Annotated in this window: 13 protein-coding genes and 2 riboswitches; of the genes, 7 read left to right on the top strand and 6 right to left on the bottom strand. The window is 65.4% G+C overall.

The window, feature by feature from the left end:
* Positions 1-48 precede the first annotated feature (48 nt).
* The gene (locus BV82_RS13020) at positions 49-1374 is read right to left on the bottom strand and encodes a sigma-54 dependent transcriptional regulator (protein ID WP_010222042.1); all 1326 of its coding nucleotides are present in this window, start codon (positions 1372-1374) and stop codon (positions 49-51) included.
* A gap of 323 nt (positions 1375-1697) precedes the next feature.
* Between BV82_RS13020 and BV82_RS13015 the strand changes: the two genes are divergently transcribed.
* The gene (locus BV82_RS13015; protein ID WP_010222038.1) at positions 1698-1964 is read left to right on the top strand and encodes a hypothetical protein; all 267 of its coding nucleotides are present in this window, start codon (positions 1698-1700) and stop codon (positions 1962-1964) included.
* 111 nt (positions 1965-2075) lie between these two features.
* Here the strand turns inward: BV82_RS13015 and BV82_RS13010 are convergent, their stop codons facing one another.
* Genes BV82_RS13010 through cobW form a run of 4 tightly spaced genes read right to left on the bottom strand, consistent with a single transcriptional unit; the run spans position 2076 to position 8576 of the window.
* Entirely contained in the window at positions 2076-2816 is a 741-nt protein-coding gene (locus BV82_RS13010) for a vWA domain-containing protein (RefSeq protein ID WP_081839667.1), read from the bottom strand.
* Positions 2741-3742 carry a magnesium chelatase ATPase subunit I gene (locus BV82_RS13005; RefSeq protein WP_036995822.1) on the bottom strand — a complete coding sequence of 334 codons (1002 nt, stop codon included), beginning with the start codon at positions 3740-3742 and terminating at the stop codon, positions 2741-2743. The genes BV82_RS13010 and BV82_RS13005 overlap by 76 nt, the downstream gene beginning before the upstream one ends.
* Before the next feature lies 1 nt (position 3743).
* Complete coding sequence (gene cobN, locus BV82_RS13000; protein ID WP_036995823.1) at positions 3744-7505, bottom strand: cobaltochelatase subunit CobN; 3762 nt, start codon at positions 7503-7505, stop codon at positions 3744-3746.
* A 3-nt stretch (positions 7506-7508) separates the two neighbouring features.
* Complete coding sequence (cobW, locus tag BV82_RS12995; protein ID WP_036995937.1) at positions 7509-8576, bottom strand: cobalamin biosynthesis protein CobW; 1068 nt, start codon at positions 8574-8576, stop codon at positions 7509-7511.
* A 96-nt stretch (positions 8577-8672) separates the two neighbouring features.
* A riboswitch (cobalamin riboswitch) is annotated at positions 8673-8870 on the bottom strand.
* Between the two features lie 59 nt (positions 8871-8929).
* Positions 8930-9158, top strand: a riboswitch (cobalamin riboswitch).
* 98 nt (positions 9159-9256) lie between these two features.
* On the opposite strand from cobW, the gene BV82_RS12990 reads away from it, so the two are divergent.
* The 6 genes from BV82_RS12990 (at position 9257) to BV82_RS12965 (ending at position 12396) form a co-directional block, all read left to right on the top strand.
* On the top strand, positions 9257-9442 hold the full coding sequence (locus BV82_RS12990) for a CbtB domain-containing protein (RefSeq protein ID WP_036995824.1): 186 nt from the start codon (positions 9257-9259) through the stop codon (positions 9440-9442).
* A 12-nt stretch (positions 9443-9454) separates the two neighbouring features.
* On the top strand, positions 9455-10147 hold the full coding sequence (locus BV82_RS12985) for a CbtA family protein (RefSeq protein WP_036995825.1): 693 nt from the start codon (positions 9455-9457) through the stop codon (positions 10145-10147).
* A gap of 2 nt (positions 10148-10149) precedes the next feature.
* Positions 10150-10551 carry a cobalamin biosynthesis protein gene (locus BV82_RS12980; protein ID WP_036995826.1) on the top strand — a complete coding sequence of 134 codons (402 nt, stop codon included), beginning with the start codon at positions 10150-10152 and terminating at the stop codon, positions 10549-10551.
* A gap of 27 nt (positions 10552-10578) precedes the next feature.
* A complete protein-coding gene (cobM, locus tag BV82_RS12975; protein ID WP_036995827.1) occupies positions 10579-11325 on the top strand; it encodes a precorrin-4 C(11)-methyltransferase in 747 nt (248 codons plus the stop codon).
* A 43-nt stretch (positions 11326-11368) separates the two neighbouring features.
* Positions 11369-11614 carry a DUF1272 domain-containing protein gene (locus BV82_RS12970; protein ID WP_036995828.1) on the top strand — a complete coding sequence of 82 codons (246 nt, stop codon included), beginning with the start codon at positions 11369-11371 and terminating at the stop codon, positions 11612-11614.
* Positions 11615-11730: 116 nt separating this feature from the next.
* Positions 11731-12396, top strand: coding sequence for a TenA family protein (locus tag BV82_RS12965; RefSeq protein ID WP_010222026.1), 666 nt, complete (start codon positions 11731-11733; stop codon positions 12394-12396).
* 20 nt (positions 12397-12416) lie between these two features.
* On the opposite strand, the gene BV82_RS12960 is transcribed toward BV82_RS12965, so the two are convergent.
* Positions 12417-13331: a site-specific integrase gene (locus tag BV82_RS12960; RefSeq protein ID WP_010222025.1), complete on the bottom strand. Its 915-nt coding sequence runs from the start codon at positions 13329-13331 to the stop codon at positions 12417-12419.
* Between the last annotated feature and the right edge of the window lie 58 nt (positions 13332-13389).

Genomic DNA, 13389 nt, shown 5'->3' with positions numbered 1-13389 from the left:
CCTCGCGCCCACGAAAAAGCCCGCTTCAGCGGGCTTTTCCAGCGCTGCTCAACGAATTTGATGCTTATGCAACAGCCGGTAGAACGTAGGCCGGGAAACCCCCAGTACCTTGGCGGCAATACTCAAGTTGTCGCTGTGCCGGTTGAGCACATCGCATAAAGCCTGGCGCTCAGCCCGGTGCTTGTAGTCTTCAAGGGTGCCCATGCTCGGGACGAAAGCATGCGGGCTGAGCAGCCCCAGGTCCTGAGCCTCGATCTGCCGGCCCTCGGCCAAAACCAGACCTCGCCGGACCCGATTGGCCAGTTCACGTACATTGCCCGGCCAATCGTGCTTGCCCATCGCCACCAAGGCATCCTCGCTGAAGCTGCGCGGGCGTCGCCCGGTTTCCAGGCTGTAGAAATGCGAAAAATGGCTGGCCAGCATCGACAGATCGCCGTGGCGGTCTCGCAGCGGCGCGGTGACGACCTGCAGCACATTGAGGCGGTAATACAAGTCTTCGCGAAAGCGCCCGCTGTCGATGGCCTTTTCCAGGTCGACATGGGTGGCGGCCAAAACCCGCACGTCCACGGCAATCGGCTGGCTGCCGCCCACCCGCTCGATATGCTTCTCCTGCAAAAAACGCAGCAGGTTGGCCTGCAGCTCCAGTGGCAGATCGCCGATTTCATCGAGAAACAGGGTGCCGCCGTTGGCCGCTTCAATACGGCCGATCTTGCGTTGATGGGCGCCGGTAAAGGCGCCTTTCTCATGGCCGAACAGTTCGGACTGGATCAGGTGTTCGGGGATGGCGCCGCAATTGATCGCCACGAAGGGCTTGTCGTGGCGCTGGGACTGGCGATGCAGGGTCCGCGCCACCAACTCCTTGCCGGTACCGCTTTCGCCGCGGATCAGCACCGGTGACTCGGTGGGCGCCAGCTTGCTCAGCAGCTTGCGCAGCTCGCGGATCGGATGGCTATCGCCCAACAGTTCATGCTCGGTCTCGTCGACATGCACGTTGCCCTTGCCTCGCAGGCGCGCCATGCCAAAGGCCCGGCCGAGAGTGACCTGCACCCGCGAGACATCGAACGGCAAGGTATGAAAGTCAAAAAACCATTCGCAGACAAAATCGCCGACATTCTGCGCCCGCAGCTCTTCGGCGCTCAAGACCGCGATCCATTCGGTGTTGCTGCGGCTGATCAGGTCCTTGACCGCATCCGGGGGCTGCAGGTGCGAAGCCTGCAAGCGCAACAGGCCTACGTCGCAGGGATGCTCAAGGGCCGAAGACAAGGTACAGCTATGCACATCCCAGCCCACACTGCGCAAGCCTGGCAACAGGCGATGACAGTCATCGCACGGATCGACGATCAGCAGGCGGCGGTTGGATGCAGGCTCTAGCATGACCTTTTCCTTGGCGCCAATAGTTGGAATTTTAAGCAGAAACAGTGTGTTGGCAGGCCCGTTTTAACAGTAGCAACGATGCGTCAATATCCCACTACCGTCTGTCTGCAAAGCATCGTTAGTTGCCTAAGGGTCGGGAATTTTTCTGCGCTTTCAACGTCTGAAGCGGCGACACTTGGTCGCGTTGTGTCACTGTGGTTAAATAATTTTCAATAGAGATGTGACTCACCTTGGTGCTGCGTGCATCAGTACAAGTAACTCACCGCGGCGCAAACAGGCGCGCGGGTTTATTCCATGTTTGGGCCCACAGAGAGACCGAACCCATGAACGCCCCGCTGCGTGTCAACGAAGCCCTGCTGATTGCCGACCACGCCTTTGAACCTTTCCAGTGTGTTGCCTGGGATGTACCCAACGGTACCGGCGAGTTGAGCCTGGCAGTCATCGACCGGACCAGCACCCGCATTGGCAGCAAGCAAGTTCCTTGCAGCACCTACTCCGACCCTGCGCAACTGGCTCATTTGATTGAAGAAGTTCGTGCCGAGTTGAGCGAGAAAGGTTATACGCTGCAGCCTTGGTCGATGCCCAAGTAAAGAGCGTTTAATTGCCAAAGGCGCTGTATTCGCGCACGCCTTTGGCAACGTTGCTATAACTCGCTGGACAAACTGCGACACGTGGCCGCAATTGTTTTTATTGATGCCAGGTTATCCACCGAGCACCGCCAGTGTCTCCAGGTGCTGGTAATCGGCATGCAGTTGTTGCGCAAGTAACTGTGCCCTTCCCAGCTTGACCGGCGAACTTTCGATATCCACCAACAGCGATTGGCAAGGCAGCGGCTGCAGCGCCTGCCAAGCCTTGAGCCGGCCATCCGTCACGATCAGACATCGCTGCAGTTCTGCCGGATAGCGTCGTTGACGCGCCTGCAGCCAGTCCCGTGCCTGCTCCAGTGCCGCCAGCAATGGCGTACCGCCGCCCGCCCCCAACGCCTCCAGCCACGGCTGCAAGCTCGCCGATGCTTTCAGCCCGTGGCGTTGCCAACGCGGCGCGTTACCGCTGGCGGTGAGCAGGGTCAGCCGCGCACGACGGCGGTAGGCCTGATCAAAAAACTCGCCAAGCATGCCCTTGGCCCGGCTCAGCGCCTGGTGGCGGCGGGTTGACGCCGACGCATCGACAATCACCAGCCACAGCTCTTGGGCGCTGGCCGTGCGCTGCTGCCAGCACAGGTTGTTGCGCGTGCGCGGGCGTCCCTTGAGCAAGGTCGCCGGCCAGGCCACCGCGCCGGATGCCGCCTGTTTGCCGCGCCCACGCGGGCCTGCGGCAAGTGCTCCGGGTCGGGGTTTGGCATCCGCGCTGCTGCGGCGGCGGATGCTCAGGGCTTTTTTGCCCAGCTCGGTACCTCGCGCCGGGCGCCGCTCGGGGTGGCTTGTGGCGCCAGTTCGCCCCATTGACCCTGGCCTTGCTGGCCGACCGATGGCGGCATCGCCGCACCGTTGTCTGGCGCTTGCGGTTGTGGCGCGGGGGCTTCACGGCGGCGATGGCGCAAGGCGAATTCGGCCACGGCATCGATATCCTCGGCTTCGATCGCCAGCGCACCACGCCAGGCCGCGTGGGCCCGGGCCGCCCGCAGCCAGACCAGGTCGGCGCGCAAGCCATCGACGCCAGCGGCAAAGCAGCGCTCGGTAATCTGCGCCAGGGCCTGGTCATCCAGGGCAATCTGCGTCAAACGTTCGCGAGCACCGTGACAACGCTCGCGCAGGGCCGCCTGAGCGGGCGCCCACTGGGCACAGAACGCCTCGGGATCACTGTCGAAATCAAGGCGCCTGCGAATGATCTGGCCACGGGCTTCGGGCAACGGCTGGCCTTCGAGCACGACATTAAGGCCGAAGCGGTCGAGCAGTTGCGGGCGCAACTCGCCCTCCTCCGGGTTCATGGTGCCTATCAGCACGAAACGGGCGCTGTGGCGGTGGGAAATACCGTCGCGCTCGACCCGGTTGGTGCCACTGGCAGCCACGTCCAGCAACAGGTCGACCAGGTGATCCGCCAGAAGATTGACTTCATCCACATAAAGCACGCCGCCGTCGGCCTTGGCCAGCACACCGGGGGAGAATTGCGCCTTGCCTTGGCCCAGTGCCGCATCCAGGTCAAGTGTGCCAACCAGGCGCTCCTCACTGGCGCCCAAGGGCAAGGTCACGAACGGCCCCTCGCCGAGCAAATCGGCCAGGCCCCGGGCCAGGGTGCTCTTGGCCATGCCGCGCGGCCCTTCGATCAGCACGCCGCCGATCTTCGGGTCGATGGCGGTCAGGCACAACGCCAGCTTCAGCTGATCGGCGCCAACCACGGCGGCCAGGGGGAAGTGTGCAGGTTCGCTCATCTCAATTCTCTTCTTCGCCGTCCAGCAGCTGTTCTTCCAGGGCTTCGCGGTACTCGCCGGGCTCCTGCCAGAGCCCGCGCTGCTGGGCTTCGAGCAGGCGCTCGGTGATGTCGCGCAGCGCCTCGGGGTTGTGCTGGCGGATAAAGTCGCGGGTCGGGCCATCGAGCACATAGGCGTCGGCCAGCGACTGGTAATGGTGGTCGTCGATCAGGTGCGTGGTGGCATCGAACGCGAACAGGTTATCGACGGTGGCGGCCAGCTCGAAGGCACCTTTGTAGCCGTGGCGCTTGGCCCCGTCGATCCACTTGGGGTTCAGCGCCCGGGCACGGATCACCCGGTTGAGCTCTTCCTTGAGGGTGCGGATGCGTGGCCGGTCGGGCTGGCTGTGATCGCCGTGGTAGCTGGCAACGTTGTTGCCGCTCAGGCTTTCCACGGCGGCGAGCATGCCACCCTGAAACTGGTAGTAGTCGTTGGAGTCGAGCAGGTCGTGCTCGTGGTTGTCCTGGTTCTGCACCACCGCCTGCACCTGGCTCAGGCGCCGGGCAAAATGCGCGCGCGCCGGCGTGCCGTCATCGGCTGCACCATAGGCATAGCCACCGTGATTGAGGTAGACCTCGGCCAGGTCCTGGCGCTCGTTCCACAGGCGCCCGTCGATGGCATTCTGCACACCCGCGCCATAGGCGCCCGGCTTGGCCCCGAACACCCGCCAGCCGGCCTGACGGCCCGCCTGTTCGGCGTCCAGGCCCTGGGCCAGCAACTCGGCGCGCTCGCTGCGCACCTTGGCCGCCAGGGGGTTGAGGTCATCCGGCTCATCCAGCGCCGCCACCGCCTGCACAGCAGCATCGAACAGTTTGATCAGGTTGCCGAAGGCATCGCGGAAGAACCCCGACACCCGCAAGGTGACGTCCACCCGGGGGCGGTCGAGCAGGCTCAAGGGCAGGATCTCGAAATCGTCGACGCGCTGGCTGCCGCTGGCCCATACCGGCCGCACGCCAAGCAGGGCCATGGCCTGGGCAATATCGTCGCCGCCGGTGCGCATGGTCGCCGTGCCCCACACTGACAGGCCCAGCTGGCGCAGGTGATCGCCATGGTCCTGCAGGTGACGCTCGAGAATCAGGTTGGCCGAGGCAAAGCCGATGCGCCAGGCGGTGGTGGTCGGCAGGTTGCGCACATCGACGGTATAAAAGTTGCGCCCGGTCGGCAGCACGTCCAGGCGCCCGCGGCTTGGCGCGCCACTCGGGCCAGCGGGCACGAAGCGCCCGTCCAGGGCCGCGAGCAGGCCATGCATTTCTGCCGGGCCACAGCCATCCAGTTGCGGTGCGACCTGATGCTCCAGCGCCTCGACAATGGCCTGCACCTGCACCCATTCGGGGCCGCCGGCAAGCTGCACGCTGCCATCGAGGGTCTGCTCGATCAGCTGGCTGGCATACCGCTCCAGGCGCTCGCGGGTATCGCCTGCGGTACGCCACAACGCCGCATCGAGGTCGGCCAGCAGCGCCGGGCGCGGGCCCTGCCAGGGCTGGCCAAGGTCGCAATCGAGCGGATCGAAGCCCAGCTTCAGCGCCCTGGCCAAGGCCCGCAACAGGCTACCGTTGGCCCCGCGCCCATCGCCCCGCTCAACCCGCAACAGGGCCAGCAAGGTGTCGATGCGCAGGCGTCCGCTCGGGGACTCGCCGAACACATGCAGGCCATCGCGGATCTGCGACTCCTTGAGGTCGCACAGGTAGGTGTCCAGGCGTGGCAGCCACACCGCCGCGTCGTCCAGCGCGCCTTCGATCTGCAGTTCACGGTCGATATGGTTGTCGCGTACCAGCGCGAGGATATCGCGCTGCAACTCCCGAGCCCGGCGCGGGTCGAGCAGTTGCGCCTCGTAGTACTCGTCGGCCAGCAGCTCCAGGTTGCGCAATGGCCCGTAGGTTTCGGCGCGGGTCAGCGGCGGCATCAGGTGGTCGATGATCACCGCCTGGGTGCGGCGCTTGGCCTGGGCACCCTCGCCCGGATCATTGACGATAAACGGGTAGATGTTCGGCAGCGGCCCGAGCAAGGCGTCCGGCCAACATCTGTCGGACAGGCCGACGCCTTTGCCGGGCAGCCATTCCAGGTTGCCGTGCTTGCCGACATGGATCAGCGCATCGGCGGCAAAGCCGTGACGCAGCCAGAAGTAGAACGCCAGGTAGCCGTGCGGCGGCACCAGGTCGGGGTCGTGGTAGACCGCGCTCTGGTCCAACTGGTAACCCCGTGCCGGCTGGATGCCGACGAAGGTCAGGCCGTAGCGCAGACCGGCGATCATCATCCGCCCGCTGCGGAACATCGGGTCCTGGCTTGGCTCGCCCCAGCGCTCGCGCACAGCCATCTGGTTGGCCTCGGGCAAAGCGGCAAAAGCCGCCAGGTAATCGTCCAGGGCCATGCTCTGCATGCACGGGCGCAGGTCAAGGCTGTCCAGGTCGTTGCTGACGCCGCCGAGCAGGGCCTGGATCAGCGCCGTGCCGCTGTCGGGCAAGGGTGCCACGGGATAGCCCTGAGCCTGCAAGGCGCGCAGGATGTTCAGCGCGGCGGCCGGGGTGTCGAGACCCACGCCGTTGCCAATGCGGCCATCGCGGGTCGGGTAGTTGGCGAGGATCAGCGCCACGCGTTTCTGCGCGTTGGGTAGCTGTGCCAGGTCGCACCAACGCCGCGCAAGCTCGGCGACAAAGTCCATGCGCTCGGGCTGGGCCCGGTAGCAAACCACATCGGACTGGCTGCGCTCGCTGCGCCAGGCCAGGTCCTTGAAGCTGATCGGCCGGGTGATGATGCGCCCGTCCAGCTCCGGCAAGGCGATGTGCATGGCCAGGTCGCGGGCACCCAGGCCCTGCTCGCTGGCCTGCCAGGCCGGCTCGTTGTCCTGGGCGCAGATCGCTTGCAACACCGGGATATCGCGGCGGAACGGGCGCAGGTGCGGCTGCTCGGGGCTGGACTGGGCAAAGCCTGTGGTGTTGATGATCAGCGCCGCGTCAACCTGGTCCAGCCAATCCTCGACCTGTTGCAGGCAACCTGCCTCCTTGAGGCTGGCCACGGCAATCGGCAAGGGGTTGAGGCCGGCCCGTTGCAAGCGCTGGCAAAAGGTATCGATAAAGGCAGTGTTGGCCGCCTGCAGGTGCGAGCGGTAGAACAGGATCGGCACCACCGGCTGCTCGACCTGCCACTCGTCGAACCAGTCCTCCAGCACCGCAGCGGCCTTGCGCGGGTGATACACCGCAGTGCGCGGCAGCTGCTGCGGCTCGCTCCAGGGGTAGTCGCCCTGCAGGTACTGGCTGGCCAGGCAGTTGAACAGGTTCAAGGCGTTGGCCTTGCCGCCCTGGCGCAAAAAGTGCCAGAGCCGTTCGGCCTGCTCGGCCGGCACCGTGCTCAGGCGGGTCAGTTCCGGGTCCGGCCGGTCGTCGCCCGGCACCAGGATCAGTTGCACGCCACGGGCGGTCAGTTCCAGCAGTTGCTCGACACCATAGCGCCAGTAACCGACGCCGCCGTGCAGCGACACCAGGATGACCTTGGCATGGCGTAGCACCTGGTCGACATACAGGTCGACCGAGGCGTGATTCTGGACCTGCATCGGGTTGGCCAGACGCAGGCTGGGGAACGCTTCGGGCAGCTGCTGGGCGGTTTCGGCCAGCAGCGCCAGGTGCGAGTCACCGCTGCAGAGGATTACCAGCTCGGCCGGGGTCTGGCCGAGGTCGGCAATACTGTCGTCCGGTACAAAGCCACCGGGCTGGGTCCGCAGCAGGTGCATGGGTCAAGCGCCCAGAGCGGCGCGCAGGCGCGCTTCCAGTTGTGCCGCATCCAGTTCCTGGCCGATCAGCACCAGGCGTGTGGTGCGTGGCTCTTCGCTGCGCCAGGCGCGGTCGAAGTGCCTGTCGAAACGGGTCCCCACGCCCTGGATCAGCAGGCGCATCGGCTTGCCCGGGATCGCCGCGAAGCCCTTGACCCGTAGGATGCCGTGCTGCACGACCAACTGGGTCAGGGCATCGAGCAACAGGCTTTCGTCGGCTTGCGGCAGCTCGATGGAGATCGAGTCGAAGGCGTCGTGGTCATGGTCGTCGTGATCGTCGCCATCGTGGTGCGAATCATGGTGAGTACGGCGGCCATCGATGTGCGCCTCGGACTCGGCGCCCAGACCCAGCAGCACCTCCAGCGGCAGGCGGCCGCTGCTGGCTTCGATCACCTTGACTGCCGGTGGCAGCTCTTCTTCGACTTCGGCGCGCACCTTGGCCAGGTCGTCGGCGGCAATCAGGTCGGCCTTGTTCAGCACCACCAGGTCGGCGCTGGCCAATTGGTCGGCGAACAGCTCATGCAACGGCGATTCATGGTCCAGGTTGGGGTCGAGCTTGCGCTGGGCATCGACCTGCTCCGGGTAGGCGGCAAAGGTGCCTGCGGCGACGGCCGGGCTGTCGACCACGGTGATCACCGCGTCGACGGTGCAGGCGTTGCGAATCTCCGGCCACTGGAAGGCTTGCACCAAGGGCTTGGGCAGGGCCAGGCCGCTGGTTTCGATGAGGATATGGTCCAGATCGCCACGGCGGGCCACCAGCTCGCGCATCACCGGGAAGAATTCTTCCTGCACGGTGCAGCACAGGCAGCCGTTGGCCAGCTCATAGACGCGGCCGTTGGCTTCTTCTTCGGTGCAGCCGATGCTGCACTGCTTGAGGATTTCGCCGTCGATGCCCAGTTCGCCAAACTCGTTGACGATCACCGCGATACGCCGCCCCTGGGCGTTGTCGAGCATATGCCGCAGCAGCGTGGTCTTGCCCGAGCCGAGGAAGCCGGTAACGATGGTGACGGGGAGTTTGGCCAGTGTTTTCATGTCGATGCCCTTGGCAGGATGGCGGGCATGCGGGACGAGCGCCAACGGTGTCACGCACCTGGCCTGTTCGCCACCGGATCACCCCGCCCGGTTGAATGTCGGAAACTGTCCGAGGTAGGTCTCCTGGCTTGCATTGCACCGGCGCCCGGGCCAGTCGAACGACGCCTTCCCGCAGGGTTGCAGTGGCTGTGTCGAACGCTTCAATGCTTACAGTTGCGGGGGCAGCCGCGGCTTGAACCGCGTTCCCGTCTTAGCTTCGGCCAGCGCCGAAGAACCTCGAAGCGGCTAGGCTACGCAGTGCCCGGTGAGCGGTCAACTGCTGTCACGATTGACGCCTGCCCGCGCCCGTGATTTGCTAACGCCATTCGTTTGGGTGCCCCTTGAGGGTGAAACTGGGAAACCGGTGCGTCATATGCTTCTTTATTGAGGTGCATGACAAGTCCGGTGCTGCCCCCGCAACGGTAAGTGAGAAAAGCGTCAGAACCACTGTGCCCGCTGTTTGGCATGGGAAGGTGACGCCTGTGGTGTGGCCACCTGCCCACCCTCACCAGCCCGGAGACCGGCCCAACGCTTGACTGAACAAACCCGCGGTGGGCGGGCGCTGTTGCAACCCCTGGGCGAACCTCGTGCAGGGGTTTGCTGCGCTTGCCTGTTGCCGACAACACCAAGAGGAAAGCGCCATGCGTACCAGTACCGCCATTAACCAAGCCGTTACCCCGTCAAGCCTCAGCCAACGCCTGCTGGTTGCTGTCGGCGCCTCGCTGCTGGGCCTGTGCCTGGTGTACTTCGCCGGTTTCTCGCACATCGAAGCGGTGCACAACGCTGCCCACGATACCCGCCACAGCGCTGCCTTCCCTTGCCACTGAGTGCTGCCCCCGATGATCAAGCGTATTGCCAGTACCGCAGGCTTTACCGGCCTGCTGGCCGCCCTGCTGCTGACCCTGCTGCAAAGCTTCTGGGTCGCGCCGCTGATTCTCCAGGCGGAAACCTATGAAAGCGCCGCGCCTGCGGTCGAGGCGCCCCATGAACATGCCGCCGGCACCGCCGAGCATCATCACGACAGTGAAGCCTGGTCGCCGCAAGACGGCTGGCAGCGTGTGCTGTCGACCACCGGCGGCAACCTGGTGGTGGCGGTTGGTTTCGCCCTGATCCTCGCCGCGCTCTACACCCTGCGCGCACCGAAGAGCGTAATCAGCGGCGCGCTCTGGGGCCTGGGCGGCTTTGCCGTGTTCTGCCTGGCGCCGACCCTGGGCCTGCCGCCGGAGCTGCCGGGCACCGCTGCCGCCGATCTGGCCCAGCGCCAGACCTGGTGGGTCGGCACCGCCGCCGCCACCGCCGTCGGTCTCGCCTTGATCGTGTTCGCCCACAACTGGCTGCTGAAGATAGTCGGCGCAGTGTTGCTGGTAATCCCGCATGTGCTTGGCGCGCCACAGCCCGAAGTCCACCAGATGCTCGCCCCAGAAGCCCTGGAAGCCGAGTTCAAGGTCGCCTCGCTGCTGACCAACGCCGCGTTCTGGCTGGCCCTGGGCCTGATCAGCGCCTGGCTGTATCGCCGTTCGAGCCAGCCCTGAGGATGCAGCTGTACCTCGGCCTGGGTTGCCGTCGCGGCTGCCCGGTCGACGCCCTGAGCGCCCTGCTCACGCGTACCCTGCTCGCCCATGACCTGCCGCCCGGCGCGGTCGTGGGCCTGGCCAGCATTGACCTCAAGCGCGACGAACCCGGCCTGCATGAACTGGCCCGGCGCCTGGACGTGCCGCTGGTGTTTTTCAGCGCGGCGCAACTGGCCGCCTTCGAACAGCGCCTGAGCCACCGCTCGGCCGTGGCCTACCAGCACAGCGGTTGTTACGGCGTGGCCGAGAGCGCCGCCCTGGCCCTGGCCGAACAGCTCGGCGGCCCGGCCCGCCTGCGGGTACCGCGCAGCCTGCAGGCCGACGCCAGCCTGGCATTGGCCTGCGCCACCGATTTTCGCCGATAATCGGCACTTTCCCAGCAAGGACTCTCCATGACCGTCTATTTCATCGGCGCCGGCCCCGGCGATCCGGAGCTGATCACTGTCAAGGGCCAGCGCCTGATCCATCGCTGCCCGGTGATCATCTACGCCGGCTCCCTGGTCCCGGCCGCAGTGCTGGAAGGCCACCGCGCCGAGACGCTCATCAACAGCGCCGAACTGCACCTGGCGCAGATCATCGACGCGATCAAGCGCGCCCATGACCAGGGCCAGGACGTGGCCCGGGTGCACAGCGGCGACCCGAGCCTGTATGGCGCGATCGGCGAGCAGATCCGCTACCTGCGCGAGCTGGGCATTCCCTACGAGATTGTCCCCGGCGTCACCGCCGCCGCGGCCAGCGCCGCCCTGCTCGGCTGCGAACTGACCTTGCCGGGCATCGCCCAGAGCGTGATCCTCACCCGCTACGCCGACAAGTCACCGATGCCGGCCGGCGAGCAACTGGCCGATCTTGCCCGCCACCAGACCACCCTGGCGGTGCACCTGGGGGTCAAACACCTGGCGAGGATCGTCGAAGAACTGCGCCCGCACTACGGCGATGACTGCCCGATCGCCGTGGTGCACCGGGCGACCTGGCCGGACCAGGACTGGGTGCTGGGCACCCTGGAGACAATTGTCGAGTTGGCGGCGGCCAAGGGTTTTCGCCGTACCGCGCTGATTCTGGTAGGCCGGGTGCTGGGCAACGATACCTTCTCGGAGTCGGCGCTGTACCGCGCCGGCCACGCCCACCTGTATCGGCCCTGAGCGTATACACTGACGATTTCCCCCTGCCTGCGAGGACCTGAGCATGCTCGAACTGCGCCCGAACTGTGAATGCTGTGGCTCTGATTTACCCGGCGATAGCCCGGATGCGTTGATCTGCTCGTTCGAATGTACCTTCTGCCGTGATTGCGACGAGCGTCAGCTCAAGGGCCAGTGCCCCAATTGCGGCGGTGAACTGGTCAAGCGCCCGGCCCGCTCGGCGGCCAAACTGGTGAACAACCCGGCGTCGACCCAGCGCATCGTCAAGGAACAGGGCTGCCCGACACATTGAGGTGAGCCTGATTGGCAAGGCATGGCCTTGTATCGCCGGCAAGGCCGGCTCCCACAGGATCGGCAAGCACCGACGTCCTGGCCTTGCTGTATGGATTCGACCACCAGGGGTAAACCATGGATATCTTCGAGCGCCTGAAACAGGCCGCCAGCGCCGATTGGCACAGCTATGTCGAGCACGACTTCGTTCGCCAGATGGGTGCCGGCACCCTGGCGCAGCCAGCGTTTCGCACGTACCTGGTGCAGGATTACCTGTTCCTGATCCAGTTCGCCCGCTCCTGGGCCCTGGCCGCCTACAAGAGCCGCACCCTCGCCGATATCCGCGCCGCCCAGGCAGGGCTGGCGGCGATCCTCGACGAAACCGAGCTGCACGTGCGCCTGTGCGAGCGCTGGGGGCTGTCGCCCGCGGACCTCGCGGCGACCCCAGAGCACCAGGCCACGGTAGCCTATACCCGCTTCGTGCTGGACTGCGGCGCCGCCGGCGACCTTCTAGACCTGCACATAGCCTTGGCGCCGTGCGTGATCGGCTACGCCGAGATTGGCCGCAACCTGACGCCGAACGGTGTCCAGGCGCTGGGCGATCATCCTTATCGCGAATGGATTGGCGAGTACGCCGGTGCCGGTTACCAGGGCGTGGCCACCGCTGCCCGCGCGCATCTGGATGAGCTGGCGGCCCGGACCATGACCGAACGGCGATTCGAGGAACTGGTCAAGGTCTTCGCCCAGGCCTCGCGGCTGGAAGCGGACTTCTGGCAGATGGGGCTGGAGGCGGCTGGGCAGTAATCTAGAAGCAACTCCACAGGTCAGTAATCGTAGCGATCCACCGCCCTGCGCCGCTCGTTGTCATCGCGCATGTCGTAGTTGGCGGTGGTCTGGATGTTGGTGTGGTGGGCAAGCTTTTGCGCGATCGACAGGTCATGCTCCTCGATCACCCGGGTGATGAACGAGCGGCGAAAATCGTGGGGCATGATCTTTACCCCGACCTGGGTGCCGCGCTGGCGGGCAATGTAGTAGATCGCGTGCTTGGTGATGCGCTCGCGGGTAATGTGGCTGCCACGGCGGATCCGGTTGAACAGGAACTCATCGTCGGCCTGCCCTTCAGGCAACTGCTCGCGGCGAAACGCCAGCCAGGCGTTGAGCTTTTCAAAGGCCCAGGGCGGTGCGTACTTGATCAGTTGCTTGTTGCCCTTGCCCAGCACCTGCAGGCTGCGCTCATCAAAGTCCACCTGGCTCAAGGTCAGGTTGACCGACTCGGACTTGCGCATGCCGGTGCCATACAACAAGGCAATCACCGCCGCATCGCGCAGGCCCTGGGGCCGCGGGTCGGCGGCGCAGGCGTCCATCAGTTCGCGGATCAGGCTGCGCTTGAGGTTGCGCCCGACCGGCAATCGAGCGCCTTGGGTTGGCTTGACCGTGCGGATCTTGAGCAATTGCTCCTGGCTGATCAGGCTCAGGCGCCAGGCCTCGTTCATCACCCCGCGCACCGCGTTGACGTAAAGCGACGAGGTGTTCGGCGCATAGCCGTCGGCGCGCAAGGCCGCTACCAGCGCGGTGACATGCCCGGGCTCAAGCTGGTGCCAGGGCACCTCGGCGATGTCGCAATCCTCGAAGCCCAGGCGGTCGGCGGCATCCTGGAGGATGTACTTCATGGTCAGCTGGCTGGACGGCGCCAGGCGGGCGAGGTATTGCAGCAAGGGGTTTTGCAGTGAATCGGACAAACCGGGAATCCTGTAGAGCGCAACAGAGGTCAGGGGCTTGCAACGGGCCAGTCTGACT

Source organism: Pseudomonas donghuensis (assembly GCF_000696345.2).
Taxonomy (GTDB): Bacteria; Pseudomonadota; Gammaproteobacteria; order Pseudomonadales; family Pseudomonadaceae; genus Aquipseudomonas; species Aquipseudomonas donghuensis.
The sequence above is the reverse complement of the archived record's forward strand: the minus strand, read 5'-3'. Positions and strand labels throughout refer to the sequence as shown.

What these genes read in the sequence shown, in the direction of transcription:
- BV82_RS13020 (WP_010222042.1), bottom strand. Translation starts at nt 1,374, where the DNA reads ATGCTAGAGCCTGCATCCAACCGCCGCCTGCTGATCGTCGATCCGTGC.
- BV82_RS13015 (WP_010222038.1), top strand. Translation starts at nt 1,698, where the DNA reads ATGAACGCCCCGCTGCGTGTCAACGAAGCCCTGCTGATTGCCGACCAC.
- BV82_RS13010 (WP_081839667.1), bottom strand. Translation starts at nt 2,816, where the DNA reads ATGGGGCGAACTGGCGCCACAAGCCACCCCGAGCGGCGCCCGGCGCGA.
- BV82_RS13005 (WP_036995822.1), bottom strand. Translation starts at nt 3,742, where the DNA reads ATGAGCGAACCTGCACACTTCCCCCTGGCCGCCGTGGTTGGCGCCGAT.
- cobN (WP_036995823.1), bottom strand. Translation starts at nt 7,505, where the DNA reads ATGCACCTGCTGCGGACCCAGCCCGGTGGCTTTGTACCGGACGACAGT.
- cobW (WP_036995937.1), bottom strand. Translation starts at nt 8,576, where the DNA reads ATGAAAACACTGGCCAAACTCCCCGTCACCATCGTTACCGGCTTCCTC.
- BV82_RS12990 (WP_036995824.1), top strand. Translation starts at nt 9,257, where the DNA reads ATGCGTACCAGTACCGCCATTAACCAAGCCGTTACCCCGTCAAGCCTC.
- BV82_RS12985 (WP_036995825.1), top strand. Translation starts at nt 9,455, where the DNA reads ATGATCAAGCGTATTGCCAGTACCGCAGGCTTTACCGGCCTGCTGGCC.
- BV82_RS12980 (WP_036995826.1), top strand. Translation starts at nt 10,150, where the DNA reads ATGCAGCTGTACCTCGGCCTGGGTTGCCGTCGCGGCTGCCCGGTCGAC.
- cobM (WP_036995827.1), top strand. Translation starts at nt 10,579, where the DNA reads ATGACCGTCTATTTCATCGGCGCCGGCCCCGGCGATCCGGAGCTGATC.
- BV82_RS12970 (WP_036995828.1), top strand. Translation starts at nt 11,369, where the DNA reads ATGCTCGAACTGCGCCCGAACTGTGAATGCTGTGGCTCTGATTTACCC.
- BV82_RS12965 (WP_010222026.1), top strand. Translation starts at nt 11,731, where the DNA reads ATGGATATCTTCGAGCGCCTGAAACAGGCCGCCAGCGCCGATTGGCAC.